The sequence below is a fragment of the Streptomyces sp. NRRL S-646 genome (genome assembly GCF_000720765.1).
Classification (GTDB): domain Bacteria; phylum Actinomycetota; class Actinomycetes; order Streptomycetales; family Streptomycetaceae; genus Streptomyces.
Genome location: NZ_JODC01000007.1, coordinates 889,711 through 904,886 on the forward strand (window position 1 = coordinate 889,711; position 15,176 = coordinate 904,886).

Consider the following 15,176-nt stretch of genomic DNA (forward strand, 5'->3'; position numbering starts at 1 on the left):
ACTGCGCAGGCACCATTCGAGGGCTGGCAGCCAGGGCGGGAGGACGGCGCTCTCGCTGAGCCCCGTCACCAGATCACGGATGGGACGTCGGAACACGCCCCGGAGGAGTTCCGAGCCGAGGTACGGGAGCCCTTCGAGCGTTCATTCCCCGACACCCGGGACCCGGTCATCGACAGGGTGACCTTCCCAAGGAAGACAGCAGAGGGCCCTCAACCGCGCATGGCCGGTTGAGGGCTCGATACAGTCCGGTGGTGTCAGCGACGTCTCACTGGCCGCCGTTCGTCGCCCCCGGCGTCGTCGCCGTGTCGTCGGTGGGTGTCCCGTCGTCCGACGACGCGTCCTGGGCCTCCTCGGTGACAACGACCACCGCGCTGCCCGCCTCGACCTCGCTCCCGGCCGCCGGGGTGCTGGAAGTGACCACGGCGTCGGAGGCCTGGGCGTACCCGGAGGCGACGGTCACCTGGAGGCCGAGGCCACCCAGTTCGTTCTGGACCTCGGCAAGAGTCTTGCCGATGATGTCCGCCGGAATCTGCACGGTCTGCACCGACTTTGCGATCCGGACGTCGACCGACGAACCGGGCTCGACCTCATCTCCCGCGGCGACGCTCTGTTCGACGACGGTCCCGGCCGCGGCGCTGCTTTCCACCTCGGTGCTGTCGCCCAGTTCGAGGTCGTGCTCGGCGAGCAGCTTGCGGGCCTCGCTCAGGGTGCTGCCGGTGAGGTCGGGAACCGTGGCCTTCTCGGCCTCCTTGGCCACCGTGAGGGTGATCTCGGTGCCCTTCTCGACGCTCTCGCCGCCGGCCGGATCCTGCTCCAGGACGGTCCCGGCGTCCTCGGCGGACACCTTGTGCCGTAGTTTCACCTTGAAGCCCTTGTCCTCCAGGATGCGCGACGCGTCGTCCTCGTCCTTGTCCGTGACGTCCGGCACCTCGACCTTCGGTGCGCCGGTGGAGACGGTGACCGACACCGCCTCTCCCTTGTCGAGCCGGCCGTCCAGTGGGGTCTGCTCGCAGATGTGCCCCTTGGGCTGGTCCGCGCAGGGCTCCTTCTTGGTGACGGTGAGCGTGAGCTCGACGTTGTCCGCCGTGCGCCGGGCCTCCTCCAGGGTCTGGCCGACGAAATCGGGTACGTCCGTCCTGCCGCCGACGGCCGCACCGCGCCCGAACATGAACCAGCCGAGCACGAGCGCCACGACGACGAACGCGACACCCATCCCGATCAGCACGGCGCTGCTGCTTCTTCGGCGACCTGTCCCCGCCGCGTCATCGCCGTCCGGCTCCTCGTCGACGCTGTCGAACGCCCGGTCCACGACGGTCTGCGCCCCGAGGCACGCATCCACGTCGGCGAGCATCTCCTGCGCGGACTGGTAGCGGTACGCGGGATCCTTCGTGAGGGCCCGCAGGACGATTGTGTCGACCCTCGGTCCGACCTCGGGGTTGTAGAGACTCGGCGGTCGCGGTTCCTCCTGAACGTGCTGGTACATCACCGCCATCGGCGATTCACCGGTGAACGGCGGGCGCAGGGTGAGGAGTTCGTACAGAAGGCAGCCCACCGAGTACAGGTCGGAGCGGGCGTCGACGGCGTGTCCCATCGCCTGCTCCGGGGAGAGGTACTGCGCGGTGCCGATCACCAGGGAGGTCTGGGTCATGCCGACGTCCCGTTCGTCACGGGCGATGCCGAAGTCCATGACCTTGACCTGACCGGACCAGGTCACCATGACGTTGGCCGGCTTGATGTCCCGGTGCACGATGCCGTGCTGGTGGGAATGGGCGAGCGCCTCCAGGACGCCCGCCGTCACCTCCATGGCGCGTTCGACGGTCAGCGGTGGTCCGGAGTGCAGGGCCTCGCGCAGGGTGGTGCCGTCGACGTACTCCATCACGAGATACGGCAACTGCCACCCGTACGAGAAGTGTTCGCCCGTGTCGTAGACGGCGGCGATGGCCGGGTGGTTGAGCGAGGCGGTGGACTGGGCCTCCCGCCGAAACCGCTCCATGAGCGCCGGATCGTGGGCGAGGTCGGTGCGCGGAGTCTTCACCGCGACGCTGCGGTCGAGCCGGAGATCGTGCGCGAGATGCACCTCGGCCATGCCCCCGGAGCCGAGCAGCAGCCGCAGTTCGTACCTGTCGCCGAGGACCGCCACCGGCGCAGGCTGGGAGAAGGCCAGATCGTCTGGGCCACCGAAGTTCATGCACAAGATAATTGCACATCTGAGGGTAACTAAAGAAGTGAGGGCGGACACGGAAAGACCCCGGCGCTTCGCACCGGGGTCACGTCGGACTGCGGGAGGATCTCACCCCTCGGCGGCGGCCACCTCTTCGACGACGATCTGTGCCCGCTTCTCCGGCACACCGGCCGCGATGAGCGTGGTGACGGCCACCCGGGCGCCGTCGTCCTCCAGGGCCCCGGTGTTGACCTCCTCCAGCAGGGCGACCGTCATCGCCTCCAGGCCGACGCTCAGCACCGGGGCCGACAGGTGGGTGTGGAAGACGCCGTCCCGTTGTCCCTGCTCCAGGATGGCCGTGACCCTGACCCGGGCGGGCTCCAGGATCCCGGCGACACGCTCCATGCCGAGGTCCCGTCGGGCCAGCGCCAGGAGCATCCGGTACCGGTCGCCCACGGGCCAGAGCGCCAACGTGAAGTGGGCGAGCGCCCGGTCGGCCGGTTCCGTCACCCCCGCGCCGACCGCGACGGCGGCCTGAAGGGCCTCGGCGGCCTCCTCGGCCAGCGCGTCCAGGAGCGCTGCCCTGCCGGGGAAGTGCCCGAACAGCGTGCGCCGTACGACACCGGAGGCGCGGGCGAGCTCCTCCAGGGTGATGTCGGGGTTCCGGCCGAGCTCCTGGCGGGCGGTGGCGAGGATGCGCGCCCGGTTGGACCGTGCGTTGCGTCGCTGGGGCACACGGCCGACGGGCTGGGACACGGCGAGAACCTCGAAGAAACCGGGATGGAGAAGGGACTTCTCCATTCTGGCATGCGGGTCCCGACCGACCCGCGGCCGCATCCGGGGTCGGTCGGGACCTGGTCAGGCGGGCAGCTCCTTGATGTCGGAGGGTTCCTGCGGCTCGATGCCGTTGAAGCGGTGCCGGAAGTCGCTGGAGGCGGGGTACGCGGCGCGGCGGGAGCGCATGATCGAGCCCAGCGGGCGGTGGGCCTCCAGGGCGTGCCAGGGGCTGAAGGACAGGACGTCGTCGGCGTAGCGGCGGCGGGCGTCGCTGTAGGCGTCCTGGGCGGGCAGATGCAGCACGGCCACGGTCTGGTGCGGTGACAGTTCCTCGGGCCACAGGACCGAGGCGTCCTCCACCGGCATCCGGTCGATGTCCGTGCACAGCTGGGCGCGGATGTCGTACTCGGCGCCGTTGCCCGCGAAGAAGTCGACGACGAGGTCGCGCAGAGCCGACTCGCCGGCGTTCTTGTCGACGTGGCTGCCGGTGAGGGCCTTGACGTTCGCCGAGCGGGGCGCGGCGGACATCTTCGCCACGTGGTCGCCGTAGCGCAGCGCGGCCATGGAGTGGAAGGTCTCGCCGAGGATGTGGTCGTTGGCGGCGGCCAGGGTCTCGACGGCGGGCGGCAGCGGACGTCCGACGCGTGTGAGGGCCTTGGCGGCCACTCGGGCGGCTGCGCCGGTGAGCTGGAGCTGCTGGTCGCTCTGGCCGGGCTGTTTCTCCAGGATGCCCTGGAGTTTGGCGTATTCGGCGATGTTGCCGAAGGGCAGGGTGGGGTGGTTGACGAGGAGGAAGTCCTGGGTGGTGAAGCCGTCCTCGATGGCGCGCGGCCCAGGTGCGCCGATCACCTTCATCGCGAGGCCGCGCTGGACGGGCACCTGGTCGGAGCGCAGGTCGCCGGGGGCGGAGGAGAAGCGGACGATCACCGGGTAGGTGACCGGTGCGGCGAAGAGCCCCTGGGCGAGGTGGGCGGGCAGGTCGGGCTGGATGCGCAGCTCGCCGGCGAGGACGCCGTGGCTCTTGGCGTGGGCGTCGCGCAGGCCGTGGCGGTGTTTGTCGGCGACCTGCTGGTTGGCCTTGCCCATGGCCGCGACGACCTGGCGGACGAGTTCGTCCTCGTCCGGAAAGGGCTGTTCGAGGTCGGGGCTGTAGCGGACGTACGAGGTCATGGGCAGTGCCTTCGCGCGAGGTGGGGGGGTCAGTTGCTGCCGAGCCAGCGGATGGCGGACAGGCTCGGCATGAAGAAGTACTCGCCGCCGAGGAGGGTGTTGAAGGACTGGATGTTCTGCACCCGGCGCGGCGGGGTCCCGGGCACGGTGAAGTAGGCGCCCTTGTCCTGGAGCGAGATCATCGGGTCCTTCTCCTTGCCCAGGCCCATGAAGTTGCCGGAGCCGACCCATTCGCTCTGCAGGAACTCGACGTTGTCGATGGCCCGGGCGCCGAGGGCGATGAAGTCCAGGCCGCGCGGTGTGCCGTCGTCCTTGAGGCGGTCGGGGGGCAGCGGGGTGCCGTAGGAGGTGCCGCGCCGGATGATGCGGCGGATGTTGACGTCGCTGAGGACCGTCAGCTTGGTGTCGCGCGGGTTCATCCGCCGGATGTGGGAGCCGAGCGGGGTGCGCAGCCCGCGCGGGTCGGCGGAGTAGTCGAAGTCGTTGATCCGGTTCGGGTCCTCGCCGATCGCGGGGGTGTCCCGTTCCGGGGTCAGGGCGAGCGGTGCGCCGCTGCGCCAGCGGCCGACCAACTTGGCGGCCAGCAGTTCACGTTCGGCCTCGGTGGAGGCGTTGTCGTGCAGCCACTTGTTGAAGGCCGCGACGTGGGAGTGGTACTTGCGGAAGACGACGTACGTGCCGTTGCGGCCCAGAACGTCCGGAGCGGGTACGGGCAGCGGTACGCCGGTCTCGCTCGGGTAGCCGAGGACGAATTCGCCGGCCTTGATGGGCCGTCCGTCGCCGGGCAGAGGTTCGGCGCCACTGCCCTCGACCACCGGCTGGCTGAAGCCGTCCCGGTAGCCGAAGACGTTGAACCCGTCGGCCGCGAAGTCCTGGTGCGACAGCAACCGTACGCCAGGGACCTCGCCCAATTCCTTCTCGTAGGCGGCGACTTCAGCCCGCCAGTCGTCCTCGCTCGCGGCATACACCGTGACGGCGGCATGCACGCGCGGGGTGCCGAAGGGGAACTCCCAGCGGTCCGGCGCGTTCACGCCGGTGTCCCGCAGCCGCTCGGCGCGGGCGGCCATCCCGGCGCGGAAGTTGGCCGGGAAGGAGGCCAGTGAGCTTTCCGGCAGCCCCAGTGCGACCAGACCCTGGTAGCTGAGGGCGACGGCCAGCCAGGACGGCTGCGGTTCGTCCCAGCGCGCCGCCGAGGTCACCCGCGGCGCCAGTCGGCGCAACAGTTCCCTGCCCGCGGCCGGTTCGGTGATCTCCAGGATCGCGTGGGTGCCGAAGTAGGGTTCGGGCCGGGCCCGCAGCAGGGTCGCCTGGATGTCGTCGAGGTCCAGGGTGGGCGGGCGGCGCAGCCGCCGGAACAGCGGGGAAGGCATGGTGCGCCTGCCTTCAGTTGAGGTCTGACAGGAAACGCTGCACGGCGGCCTCCTGCCGCTTGAGCCGGTGGCCCTCCGCGACGGTGAGGTTGGGGTGGGCGACGAACCACGCCTCCGCCGGGATCTGGTACTTGACGATGAAGTCCTTCACGTCCGGCGCGGCGATGCCGGGCCAGCCCTCGACATTGCTGAACAGGTAGTCCATCATCTCGGGGATCTTGGTGGCGAAGTCGTCGATGTACGCGTCCCACTCGCCGTCGAAGGCGGTCGCGAACAGCAGCTTCGTGTCGTTCTCGAGGAACACGAACCGCATGTTGTGCAGGGTGCCGACCTGACCGGCGCCCGCCAGGTTCCCTCCGATCAGCCGGAAGAACTTCCGCAGGTGCGCCGCGCCGTTCGGCTTCAGCGGCAGGATCGTCGTCAGCTCGGACACCTCACCGCTCTTGGCACCGATCCGGCCGGCGGTGGTGACCGCGTGTTCGGCCATCTCCGCCTTGTCGACGAGGATCTCGGCGGCCTTGACCTTGAGGGCGATCGCCGCGTCCCACAAGGCGGTCTCGACCTTCTCGCGGACCGCACCGGGGAACTGCTGGAACTTGGCGTGCAGGTCTGTCTCGCTCATGGCGCCTCTCCTTGGGCGTGGGCGGCAATACTTCATGTATCGCCACAAATAGGCCACCGCAGGGTGGCGTGCAAGCGGAATGGGTCCCACTTTCTGACCATCCCCGCAGGATTGATTACATCATCAGTTCGCTGCTTCGGGCTTGTCAACGCGCTACTCGCAGGTAGTCACATGACTCGCGCCACTATGAGACAGATTGACTCGCAGACTCTTTGTGAGTCATTCTGTCTCACAGAGGCGCACCTCGACACACCCATCACTCGAAGGAGCTCCCGATGGCGGATCACTTCTCCGGACCGCGCATCCTCTTCGACCCCGCGTCCGACGTCGCTGACGTCTTCGCCTTCCCCAGCCCGGACCGCCCCGGCTGCCTGGTGCTCGTCCTCGACGTGTTCCCGGCCGCCGCTCCCACCGCGCTGTTCTCCGACGCGATCACCTACCGCTTCCGGGTCCGGCCGGTCGCCCCGGCGGCAGGCCGGGCCGCGTTCACTGTCGGCGACCCCGAGTACGGCCTCGACTTCACCTTCGCCAAGCCCGGTCAGATCCCCGGCAGCGACGAACCGGTCCAGATTGGCACCTGCACGACGCCCAGCGGTGAGCAGGTCCTGTTCCAGGTAGGCGGCGACACACCCGCCGAGGCCGAAGGGCTGAGGATCTTCGCCGGACCGCGACTCGACCCGTTTTTCATCGACCTCGCAGGCGTACTGGCCGCCGACGCCACCCAGAAGCTGGCCTTCCGTCCCGGCGCGGACAACGTCCTCGAAGGGATGAACGTGCTGAGCATCGTCGTCGAGGTGGACCCCGAGGTGGTGTTCGGCCTGGACTGTGGCCCCCTGCTCGGCGTCGTGGGCGAGACCGTCACCTCCGGCGGGCGCCCGGTGCGGCTGGAACGCATGGGCCGCCCCGAGATCAAGAATGTCGTCCTGGCGAGCAAGAGCTACGACCCCGTCAACAGCGACCTGGAGATCCGCGACCTCTACAACGAGGAGGACGCCTTCGCTCTACGGCCGGACTACGTCGAGGCCTACCGGGCGCGGTTCAATGCCAACCTGGCCTTCTTCGACCGCCTCGACGGCAAGCTCGTCTGGCCGCCGGACGACCACGGCACCCACCCGCTGACGGAACTCCTCCTGGCCGACTTCCTCGTCGTCGACATCTCCAAGCCGTTCGCCGAGGACAGCTGCTTCGAGATCGAGGCCGCGCTGCTCGCCGGACGCCCCCACACGACCTGCGGCGGGCGTGCGCCCAACGACGACATCGTGGACACCCTCTACACACTCCTGGTGGGCGGCGTCGACGGCCCGCGCATCAGCGACGGCGTCGACCAGGCCACCCGGCCGGCCACGCACGACTTCCCATACCTCGTGGCCCCCAACCCGAACCCGCCGGACCTCATGACGGTGATGACCGCGCTGCTCGCCCCGCCGGAGCCGGAAGAGGAAGCAGCATGAAGAACCGGCGCGAGCCGACCGACCAGGAACTGGTCACGACCGACGGCACCCTGGCCCTGGTGAACCTGTCGGCCCAGATCGACGGCCTGGCCGCACCCGTACGCGGGGCGGACTCCACCGCACCCCTCGTCATCGCCCAACAGGCCGTCCTGGTCGACCTCCTGACCATGCGCGGGCACCTCCTGGGCCGCGTCGCCGACTACGAGCAAGCCGCCCAGCTCTCCGAACAGATGGTGTGGAACGCACCTGACGACAGTGCCGCCCTGCTGGCCCGGGCCCGCACCCGGGCAACCCTGCACCGGTTCGCCGAGGCCATGGCCGACCTCGACGCGGCGGGCCGGGCCGGCGCGGCGCAGGCCACTCTGGACGCGGAACGGGCGGCGATCCTGCAAGCGGTCGGCTGCTACGCCGAAGCCCACTCCTTGCTGCGGAGCGCAGCCCTCCACCAGTCCGACTTCACGATGCTGTCGGCTCTCGCCGTGCTCCAGGCGGAACGCGGCGAGACCGCCGAGGCGGAGCACGTGTTCGACGAGGCGCGCGCCGCTCACCGGGGTGTCTCGCCCTTCCCGCTTGCCCAACTGGACTTCCGCCGCGGGGTGATGTGGCTGCGCGAAGGTGACCTGCCCACGGCTCGGTCCTGGTTCGACGCGGCCCGGCGCCGCGTGCCGGGCCATGCCCCGGCGACCGGTCATCTCGCCGAGGTCGACCTGCTCCTGGGTGACCCCGAGACCGCTGTGACCCGCCTGCGCCCGCTGGCGGAGACGAGCGACGACCCCGAGTACATCGCCCACCTCGCGCTTACCCTGCGAGCGGCAGGCCGCCACCAGGAGGCCCAACCGTGGCGGGACCGGGCAGCGAGACGCTACGAGGAACTGGTGACACGCCACCCGGAGGCGTATGCCGACCACGCCGCCGACTTCTGGCTCATGGTCGGATGTGATGTCGACCGAGGGCTCCAACTCGCCCTGCAGACCATGGTCATGCGGCAGACAAGCCGCTCGTACGCGCTGGTCCGGCGCGCCCGCGAGGCTAGCGGCAGGCTGACAGATACCTCCGGACCAAGAAGCCCTGCGACTAGCATGTGAGGCAACTTGTCTCACACGAAGGGCGGCGCATGCAGGAGGAACGAGTCGATCCACGCCAGGTGCGCAGCCGCGAGGCCATGGTGGCCGCGGCCACCACGCTGCTCACCGAGGGCGGCCTGGAGGCCGTCACGCACCAAGCGGTTGCCACCCGAGCCGGGGTCGGCCGGGCCACGGTGTACCGCCACTGGCCCGACGTGCTCGGTCTCCGTCTGGCGGCGCTGCAGGCTGGTATGCCGCCCCTGTCACCGGCGCCCGAGGACGTGCGGGCGGCGTCAGGTGATGAGCCGCGCGCCGAGCTGGTCCATTACCTGCGCCAGCTCGGCGAGCGGCTCGACGACGCCCAGGCCGGGGCGGTTCTCGCCGCCGTACTGGGCGGGGCACAGTACGACGACGGGATGCAGCACCTCCGACAGACACTGCTGACCCAGATGGTGGACGCCCTGCGGCCCGCCATCACTGCGGCCGTCAACCGGGGGCGGCTGCGCGATGACGTCACGGCCGAGACGTTCGCCATGACGGCTGTCGGCCCACTCGTCTACCAGCGTTTTCTTGTGGGCGCCCGGCTCGGTCACGACACGGTGGATGCGGTGGTGGATGCGGCACTACGGGCGTGGGCGCCGTAGCGATTCCGGTTCGACCCCACTACGTCGACTGCTCGCTCCCGTGGAATGGGCGGCGGTCACCATGACCGTCCTGTGCGCCGGCGGCCCCCTCGGGACAGTCGGCGCACAAGCCGTGACAGGAGGCGCGCTCCTGCTCGCGCTCGTGGCCTTCCTGGCCGACCGGGGACGAGGCGTCTGGATCGTCGACCGCGCCCCCGATCCTCAGAAGCCGTATCCCAACCGAACGTGATCCCTTGATTCCTGCTGGTCAGGCATGGTTTCGCTTGGGTTTGAGGGAGGCATCGCGACGTCTTGTGTCCGCTGCATGGTCGAGGGGTGCGCGGTGGCGTCGGTGCTGGGAATGCTGGAGGAGCGAGAGTCGGCAGCCTGCGGTCGGGTGGAGGGCTTACGGGAGGAAGTCGCGCGGTTGGCTGAGGTGTTGGAGGTCACGGAGATCGAGCTGGACTCCGCTCCTGGAAACGCCGTTGATCGGCATGTCACCGGCACATAGGTTCCGGGCATGACGAACGTACGGATCGGTGTGATGTACGACCGCGACTGGGCGCCGGAAGAGCTGCCCGGGTTCGCGCGGCAGACCGAGGCGCTCGGGGTGGACGACCTTTGGGTGGTCGAGGACCTCGGGTGGAACGGCGGCGTGTCGGCGGCGGCCGTCGCTCTGGGAGCGACGGAACGCATCCGGGTGGGCATCGGCATCGCGCCCGCCCCGCTGCGCAGCCCGGCGCTGCTGGCGATGGAACTGGCCACGCTGGCACGGGTGTTCCCGGGGCGGCTGGTGGCCGGGATCGGGCACGGGGTGCGGGAGTGGATGGCCCAGGTGGGCGTCGCGCCGCGCTCGCCGCTCGCCCTGCTGGAGGAGACGGTCACCTCGGTGCGCAGCTTGCTGCGCGGGCAGCGGGTGGAGCTGGCGGGGCGTGAAGTCCGCCTGGAGGGCGTCGAGTTGGTGCATCCGCCGGCCGAGGTGCCGCCGGTGGTCGCGGGCGTCGTACGGCCCCGTTCGCTCGAACTGTCCGGCCGGGTCGCGGACGGCACCGTGATCACCGAGGGGCACGGACCCGCGGACCTGGAGAGCGCCCGCGCGCTGACCGCCAAGGGCGGCGCCGCGCCCGACCACACCCTGACGGTCCTCGCCTTCGCCTCCGTCGGCGACGACGCCGACGAGGTGGCTCGCGCCCTGCGCCCGCACATCGAGGGGCACGCCGCCTGGCTCGGCCGCCCGCAGGACGAGGTGTTCACCGTCGCGGGGCCCGCCTCGCAGGCCGCGGAACGGATCGGCGAGCTTGCGGCGGCCGGCGCGGACACGGTCGTCCTGCGGATCGCGGGCGCGGAGCCGCTGCGGCAGTTGGAGGCCCTGTTGAAGGCGACCGGGCGGCGGGGCTGAGGGTCAGCGAGGAGAGTGCGGGGCAGGGTGGCGGTGGCGCCCCCGGCGCGCGGGCCTGGCCGCACTCGTTCCTGAAGCAACCACTCGGACCGGGCGTCGCGGGACCCGCAGGACCGGGAGTGGCACTGTCGCGCCGAGGGGGCCGACCGGGGCGTCATCGCTCGGGTCGGCCTTCTTCATGGGCAGCAGGAGCTCCTCGTAACGGCCCAGTGCAAGCACCATGCCGAGCATGAGAAGCGGGATGATCACGGCGAGCAGTGCCATGGCCGTTTCCTCCCCGAGGATGTGCGTGGAGGGCGATTGACGGGTTCCCGGCTTTCGGGGCGCAAACCCTGTGTCGGCCTCCGGTCTTCGGGTACGCGGTGCCCACCCTGAGGATCTGGAGTGAGTCATGCAGCGAGGCAGTGACCGGCTGAGCGTCCACCGTGACGAAGAGATGAAGCACGAACTGCAGGGTCTGCTCCGGTCCGGGCACCCCACTCGGACCGAGGAATGGCACGACCCGGAGCCCACCGCCGACGACGACCCGGAGGTCGCGGGCGGGCCGATCACACCCGGACGTTCCCGCGCGTCCCTGGCCGCGGTCCGTACCGAACTGGCCCGGCACCTGAACCGCCGTGTGTTCCCCGCGAGCCCCCGCGAGCTCGTCCACGAGCTGCGCCGGGCCTACGCACCCGACGCCCTGATCGACCCCGTGGAGCGACTGCCGCGCTCGGCGCGCTACGCCACCGTCCAGGAGCTGGCGGAGGCCCTCGCCGGGACCGGACGGGAGCGACGGACGTAGACCCGGGCCCGGCCGGATCCTGCGGCCTGCCGGATTACGGGGGCCGCCGTCACGCATAGGCCCCGGGCCCAGGGGTACTGCGGGCGGCGTCACCCCGACGACGGCCACGGGCCGGGAACGGAGGAACGACCCACAGTGATGGCAGTGAGCGCGGTTTTCGTCAGGGAGGTCATGACGCCGGGCGTGGTCGCCGTCCGCCCGGACGCGTCACTCGTCGAGGCGGCGCAGTTGATGCGGGCACAGGGCATCGGCGATGTGCTGGTGGCCGACGGGCAGCAGGTCGTGGGGGTGCTCACCGATCGTGACATCACGGTGCGGGCGGTGGCGGACGGCGCCGATCCGCTGACGGTGAGCGCACAGTCCGTGTGCACCCCGGATCCGGTACTGGTCGGCCCGGACGATCCCGTCTCGGCCGCCGTGGCGCTCATGCGCGCGCACGCCGTCCGCCGGCTGCCGGTCGTGGAGGACGGGCTGCCGGTCGGGATGGTGAGCCTCGGTGATCTGGCCACGGTGCAGGACCCTGACTCGACGCTCGCCGAGATCAGCCTTGCCGTGCCGGACGGCCGCGGCAGCCTATGAGCCGGGACCAGGCCGCCGAGATCAGCGCCGCCGGGGTCAAGGTCGACGTCGGTGATGTGACCACCCGCTACCTGCTGTACGGGCTGCTGCCCGGCTGGTTCGTGCCCGGCCTCGCCGACTGGGTGATGCACCGGCGCAGCCGCATCGAGGACACGGCGGGCACCAAGGAGTCGCTCATCCATTCTCTGATGATGGCGGAGGTCGGCATCCCCATCGCGCTGACCTTGCGCTACGAGGTCAACCCGCTGCTTCTGGCAGTGCAGTTGGGCGGCGCCGCGGTGCACGAGGCGACCGCGCTGTGGGACGTGCGTACCGCGGTGAAGAGCGACCGGGAGGTCACGCCGCTGGAGCAGCACATCCACAGCTTCCTCGAGTCGCTGCCGTACGGCGCGCTGTCCGCGCTGATGTGTCTGCACGCCGACCAGGTCAAGGCACTGCTGCGCGGTGGCGGAGGCCGCACGGACGCCTGGCGTCTGGTGCCGCGCCGCCGCCCGCTGTCCCGCGGCTATCTCGCGGGCATCGCCGCCGCGATCGGCACCTGTGTGGTGCTGCCGTACGGCGAGGAGCTCGTGCGCTGTGTGCGCGCGGGCCGCCGCAACAGAAGCGCGCCACGTCCGACGAAGCCAACTGGCTTGCTGGGAAAGGACGTTGAACCATCATGCGTATCGCATTCCTGACCGCACCCGAGGGTGTCGAGCAGATCGAGCTCACCGATCCGTGGCAGGCGGCGAAGGACGCGGGCCACGAACCAGTGCTGGTGTCGACCAAGCCCGGCCGCATCCAGGCCTTCGACCATCTCGACAAGGCGGACACCTTCCCCGTGGACGAGGTGGTGGGCGAGACCTCGGCCGCCTCCTTCGGCGCACTGGTCCTGCCGGGCGGTGTGGCCAACCCCGACTTCCTGCGCATGGACGAGAAGGCCGTCGCGTTCGTACGGGACTTCTTCGACCAGGGCCGTCCCGTCGCAGCGATCTGCCACGCCCCCTGGACGCTGGTCGAGGCGGACGTCGTACGGGGCCGTGAGCTGACCTCCTGGCCGAGCCTCAGGACCGACATCCGCAACGCGGGCGGCACCTGGGTCGACGAGCAGGTGAAGATCGACGACAACGGCACCGGCAAGCTGGTCACCAGCCGCAAGCCGGACGATCTGAAGGCGTTCTGCGACGCCTTCCTGCATGTGTTCGCAGAGGGGGCCGGCTGATGGGCTCCCCCGCCGACCGGAAGCAGCAGCAGCGCGTCTCCTTCCACGCCGCCGACTCGCCGGCCGCGGGCGAGCGCTGACCCATTTCGACCACAAACGCATCCCCGAGCGGGTGGAGCATGCGCGGGGCGCAGGCGCGTACGGCTTCTTCGAACCGTATGAGTCCTGCGCGGAGTTCACTGCCGACAGTCGCCTCCGTGCTGTACGACGCGGTGCTGCTGCCCGGCGGGGACGACGGAGCCGGGCTGCGGCGAAGGACCCGGACGCGCCTGAGATTCGTGCGGGACGCCTGCCGGTGGGCGCGCTCGGCTCGGGCGTGGGCGTCCTGTCCGCCCTGGAACCCGAGGGCCTGCGGCTGTCCACCGGGGACCGGCACGTGGTGACGGACACGCCACCGGGCACCACGGACACCGAGCTCGTACAGGCGTTCGTCAGCGCGATAGTGGCGCACCGGCACTGGGACCGCGGTGCACCACTGAGGAGGCGCCGTGGTTCAGGGAGTCGCCGACTCCCCGCACCGGCGGTCCCGTGCGCCTTCACGGGTGCGGCCCGCGGCCACCATGCGCCGCGGGTTGCGGCGCAGGTACTCGCCCTCCAGCTGGGCCATGCGATCGTTGTGGGCCCGCAGCGCGTCCGTCGAGGCGTACAGCAGCGTGTCGTGGCGCGTGCGGTGGATCGTCTCCAGCTCCTTCATGAGCTGCTGGTCGTCCAGCCGGCTGGGGTCGACTCCGGTCATGGTGGCACCCCGCTCGTCGTGTTCGTCCATGCGGTCCGGGTACCCACCCGGTGCCAGTTCCGAGCGGCATCCGGGAGGGAGCCATGGATCTCGCTTTCCTGCATCCACTCTACGAACATCCGGGCCCCTGGGCCTCCGTCTACGTCGACACCTCCCGGCATACGGAGGACACGCCCCACGAACGCCACCTGGCGGCGGTGGCGCTCGCCCGCGACCTCGACGGGCAGGGGGCCGACCAGGCGACCTGCCAGGCCGTCCAGGAGGCCCTCGACGAGCTGCAGCACTCTTCCGAGCCCAACGGGCGAGCCCTGTTCGCCAGGGCCGGCCAGGTCGTGCTGGACCCGCCGCTGGCCCGGCCCCCGCTGGGGGCACCTCCCACGCCCTTTAGGCAGTGGGGGAGCAACAGCGCCCACTGGGCGCCGCTGCCGCACACCGCGCCCCTGCTGGAGCTGGCCGGTGAGAACCCGGCCTGCGTGGTGGCGTACATCGACCGCAAGGGCGCGGACTTCGAGCTGCGCACCTCGCTGGGCCAGCAGGGGGCCGACACGGTCAGCGGGCGGCAGTGGCCGGTCCACCGTACGAGCACGCGGGACTGGTCGGTGCGGCACTTCCAGCTGAAGGTGGAGAACACCTGGGAGCACAACGCGGCCGAGATCGCCGACGCGCTCGTCGTCTGCCAGGAGGAGACCCACGCCGACCTGCTGGTTCTCGTGGGCAACGAGCGGGAGAAGCGGGCGGTGCACGACCGGCTGCCCCGGCGGCTGCAGGACATGGTCGTGGAGGCCCCGCACGGCACCGGCAGCAGGCTGCTCGACGAGGATGTCGAGCAGGCCCGCACGGAGCATGTACGGCAGCGGGCGGAACGGGAGCTGGAACGGTTCCTGGCGGCCCGCGAACCGGACTCCGAGGGGCGCTCCGGGGCCGTGGAGGGCGTTCCCGCCCTGGTCGAGGCCGCCCGCGAGCACCGCATCGACGAGCTGCTGATCCGTCCCGACGGACCCGACGCCCACCGCGAGGTGTGGATCGGCGAGGACCCCGACCAGCCGGCGGTCCGCCGCACGGACCTGAAGATCCTCGGCGAACAGCGCTCCTGGCCGGCCCGCGCGGACGACGCCCTGATCCGATCGGCGGTGACGACGGGCGCCCCGGCCCTGTCCGTGGCACCGGCGGCGGAGGCGAGCGGCGGCCAGATCCCGGCGGGCGGCCTGGGCGCACTGTTGCGCTGGACGTGAGCGTCCG

The 15,176-nt window shown here is 70.7% G+C and carries 16 protein-coding genes and 1 pseudogene; 10 read left to right on the forward strand and 7 right to left on the reverse strand.

Annotation, left to right across the window (positions count from 1 at the left end):
- Nucleotides 1–265: 265 nt before the first annotated feature.
- From IH68_RS0119450 to IH68_RS0119470, 5 genes are all read right to left on the reverse strand, one after another.
- The gene (locus tag IH68_RS0119450) at nt 266–2,188 is read right to left on the reverse strand and encodes a Stk1 family PASTA domain-containing Ser/Thr kinase (RefSeq protein ID WP_051833550.1); all 1,923 of its coding nucleotides are present in this window, start codon (nt 2,186–2,188) and stop codon (nt 266–268) included.
- A 102-nt stretch (nt 2,189–2,290) separates the two neighbouring features.
- Nucleotides 2,291–2,962, reverse strand: a complete 672-nt coding sequence (locus tag IH68_RS0119455; RefSeq protein WP_234341415.1) for a TetR family transcriptional regulator — start codon at nt 2,960–2,962, stop codon at nt 2,291–2,293.
- 57 nt (nt 2,963–3,019) lie between these two features.
- On the reverse strand, nt 3,020–4,108 hold the full coding sequence (locus tag IH68_RS0119460; RefSeq protein ID WP_030936820.1) for a catalase family protein: 1,089 nt from the start codon (nt 4,106–4,108) through the stop codon (nt 3,020–3,022).
- A gap of 29 nt (nt 4,109–4,137) precedes the next feature.
- Nucleotides 4,138–5,478: a Dyp-type peroxidase gene (locus IH68_RS0119465; RefSeq protein WP_030936821.1), complete on the reverse strand. Its 1,341-nt coding sequence runs from the start codon at nt 5,476–5,478 to the stop codon at nt 4,138–4,140.
- 13 nt (nt 5,479–5,491) lie between these two features.
- Complete coding sequence (locus IH68_RS0119470; RefSeq protein ID WP_030936823.1) at nt 5,492–6,100, reverse strand: hypothetical protein; 609 nt, start codon at nt 6,098–6,100, stop codon at nt 5,492–5,494.
- Nucleotides 6,101–6,375: 275 nt separating this feature from the next.
- On the opposite strand from IH68_RS0119470, the gene IH68_RS0119475 reads away from it, so the two are divergent.
- The 4 genes from IH68_RS0119475 (at nt 6,376) to IH68_RS0119500 (ending at nt 10,637) form a co-directional block, all read left to right on the forward strand.
- The gene (locus IH68_RS0119475) at nt 6,376–7,551 is read left to right on the forward strand and encodes a DUF4331 family protein (protein ID WP_051833553.1); all 1,176 of its coding nucleotides are present in this window, start codon (nt 6,376–6,378) and stop codon (nt 7,549–7,551) included.
- The gene (locus tag IH68_RS0119480; protein WP_030936827.1) at nt 7,548–8,636 is read left to right on the forward strand and encodes a tetratricopeptide repeat protein; all 1,089 of its coding nucleotides are present in this window, start codon (nt 7,548–7,550) and stop codon (nt 8,634–8,636) included. The genes IH68_RS0119475 and IH68_RS0119480 overlap by 4 nt, the downstream gene beginning before the upstream one ends.
- A 29-nt stretch (nt 8,637–8,665) precedes the next feature.
- The gene (locus IH68_RS0119485; RefSeq protein WP_030936829.1) at nt 8,666–9,259 is read left to right on the forward strand and encodes a TetR/AcrR family transcriptional regulator; all 594 of its coding nucleotides are present in this window, start codon (nt 8,666–8,668) and stop codon (nt 9,257–9,259) included.
- 499 nt (nt 9,260–9,758) lie between these two features.
- Nucleotides 9,759–10,637, forward strand: a complete 879-nt coding sequence (locus IH68_RS0119500; protein ID WP_030936831.1) for an LLM class flavin-dependent oxidoreductase — start codon at nt 9,759–9,761, stop codon at nt 10,635–10,637.
- A gap of 3 nt (nt 10,638–10,640) precedes the next feature.
- Here the strand turns inward: IH68_RS0119500 and IH68_RS49895 are convergent, their stop codons facing one another.
- Nucleotides 10,641–10,901, reverse strand: a complete 261-nt coding sequence (locus IH68_RS49895; RefSeq protein ID WP_037884918.1) for a hypothetical protein — start codon at nt 10,899–10,901, stop codon at nt 10,641–10,643.
- Nucleotides 10,902–11,028: 127 nt separating this feature from the next.
- Between IH68_RS49895 and IH68_RS0119510 the strand changes: the two genes are divergently transcribed.
- From IH68_RS0119510 to IH68_RS59405, 5 genes and pseudogenes are all read left to right on the forward strand, one after another.
- Nucleotides 11,029–11,421 carry a DUF2795 domain-containing protein gene (locus IH68_RS0119510; RefSeq protein WP_030936833.1) on the forward strand — a complete coding sequence of 131 codons (393 nt, stop codon included), beginning with the start codon at nt 11,029–11,031 and terminating at the stop codon, nt 11,419–11,421.
- A gap of 138 nt (nt 11,422–11,559) precedes the next feature.
- On the forward strand, nt 11,560–12,000 hold the full coding sequence (locus IH68_RS0119515; RefSeq protein ID WP_107057485.1) for a CBS domain-containing protein: 441 nt from the start codon (nt 11,560–11,562) through the stop codon (nt 11,998–12,000).
- On the forward strand, nt 11,997–12,677 hold the full coding sequence (locus IH68_RS0119520) for a diguanylate cyclase (protein ID WP_234341416.1): 681 nt from the start codon (nt 11,997–11,999) through the stop codon (nt 12,675–12,677). Before IH68_RS0119515 ends, IH68_RS0119520 begins: the two co-directional genes overlap by 4 nt.
- Nucleotides 12,659–13,201, forward strand: coding sequence for a type 1 glutamine amidotransferase domain-containing protein (locus IH68_RS0119525; RefSeq protein ID WP_030936839.1), 543 nt, complete (start codon nt 12,659–12,661; stop codon nt 13,199–13,201). Before IH68_RS0119520 ends, IH68_RS0119525 begins: the two co-directional genes overlap by 19 nt.
- Nucleotides 13,176–13,346, forward strand: a pseudogene (locus IH68_RS59405) (catalase); the annotation flags it as partial. The gene IH68_RS0119525 and the pseudogene IH68_RS59405, both read left to right, overlap by 26 nt.
- 348 nt (nt 13,347–13,694) lie before the next feature.
- Here IH68_RS59405 and IH68_RS0119535 read toward each other — a convergent pair.
- Nucleotides 13,695–13,967 (reverse strand): DUF6158 family protein, encoded by a 273-nt coding sequence (locus IH68_RS0119535; protein ID WP_030936841.1) that lies wholly within the window; start codon nt 13,965–13,967, stop codon nt 13,695–13,697.
- A 53-nt stretch (nt 13,968–14,020) separates the two neighbouring features.
- On the opposite strand from IH68_RS0119535, the gene IH68_RS0119540 reads away from it, so the two are divergent.
- Nucleotides 14,021–15,169 (forward strand): Vms1/Ankzf1 family peptidyl-tRNA hydrolase, encoded by a 1,149-nt coding sequence (locus tag IH68_RS0119540; protein ID WP_030936843.1) that lies wholly within the window; start codon nt 14,021–14,023, stop codon nt 15,167–15,169.
- The last annotated feature ends 7 nt before the right edge of the window (nt 15,170–15,176 follow it).

Bases quoted from the DNA above. Each gene is read 5' to 3' on its own strand.
- IH68_RS0119450 (WP_051833550.1), bottom strand. From the start codon at position 2,188: ATGAACTTCGGTGGCCCAGACGATCTGGCCTTCTCCCAGCCTGCGCCG.
- IH68_RS0119455 (WP_234341415.1), bottom strand. From the start codon at position 2,962: ATGGAGAAGTCCCTTCTCCATCCCGGTTTCTTCGAGGTTCTCGCCGTG.
- IH68_RS0119460 (WP_030936820.1), bottom strand. From the start codon at position 4,108: ATGACCTCGTACGTCCGCTACAGCCCCGACCTCGAACAGCCCTTTCCG.
- IH68_RS0119465 (WP_030936821.1), bottom strand. From the start codon at position 5,478: ATGCCTTCCCCGCTGTTCCGGCGGCTGCGCCGCCCGCCCACCCTGGAC.
- IH68_RS0119470 (WP_030936823.1), bottom strand. From the start codon at position 6,100: ATGAGCGAGACAGACCTGCACGCCAAGTTCCAGCAGTTCCCCGGTGCG.
- IH68_RS0119475 (WP_051833553.1), top strand. From the start codon at position 6,376: ATGGCGGATCACTTCTCCGGACCGCGCATCCTCTTCGACCCCGCGTCC.
- IH68_RS0119480 (WP_030936827.1), top strand. From the start codon at position 7,548: ATGAAGAACCGGCGCGAGCCGACCGACCAGGAACTGGTCACGACCGAC.
- IH68_RS0119485 (WP_030936829.1), top strand. From the start codon at position 8,666: ATGCAGGAGGAACGAGTCGATCCACGCCAGGTGCGCAGCCGCGAGGCC.
- IH68_RS0119500 (WP_030936831.1), top strand. From the start codon at position 9,759: ATGACGAACGTACGGATCGGTGTGATGTACGACCGCGACTGGGCGCCG.
- IH68_RS49895 (WP_037884918.1), bottom strand. From the start codon at position 10,901: ATGGCACTGCTCGCCGTGATCATCCCGCTTCTCATGCTCGGCATGGTG.
- IH68_RS0119510 (WP_030936833.1), top strand. From the start codon at position 11,029: ATGCAGCGAGGCAGTGACCGGCTGAGCGTCCACCGTGACGAAGAGATG.
- IH68_RS0119515 (WP_107057485.1), top strand. From the start codon at position 11,560: ATGGCAGTGAGCGCGGTTTTCGTCAGGGAGGTCATGACGCCGGGCGTG.
- IH68_RS0119520 (WP_234341416.1), top strand. From the start codon at position 11,997: ATGAGCCGGGACCAGGCCGCCGAGATCAGCGCCGCCGGGGTCAAGGTC.
- IH68_RS0119525 (WP_030936839.1), top strand. From the start codon at position 12,659: ATGCGTATCGCATTCCTGACCGCACCCGAGGGTGTCGAGCAGATCGAG.
- IH68_RS0119535 (WP_030936841.1), bottom strand. From the start codon at position 13,967: ATGGACGAACACGACGAGCGGGGTGCCACCATGACCGGAGTCGACCCC.
- IH68_RS0119540 (WP_030936843.1), top strand. From the start codon at position 14,021: ATGGATCTCGCTTTCCTGCATCCACTCTACGAACATCCGGGCCCCTGG.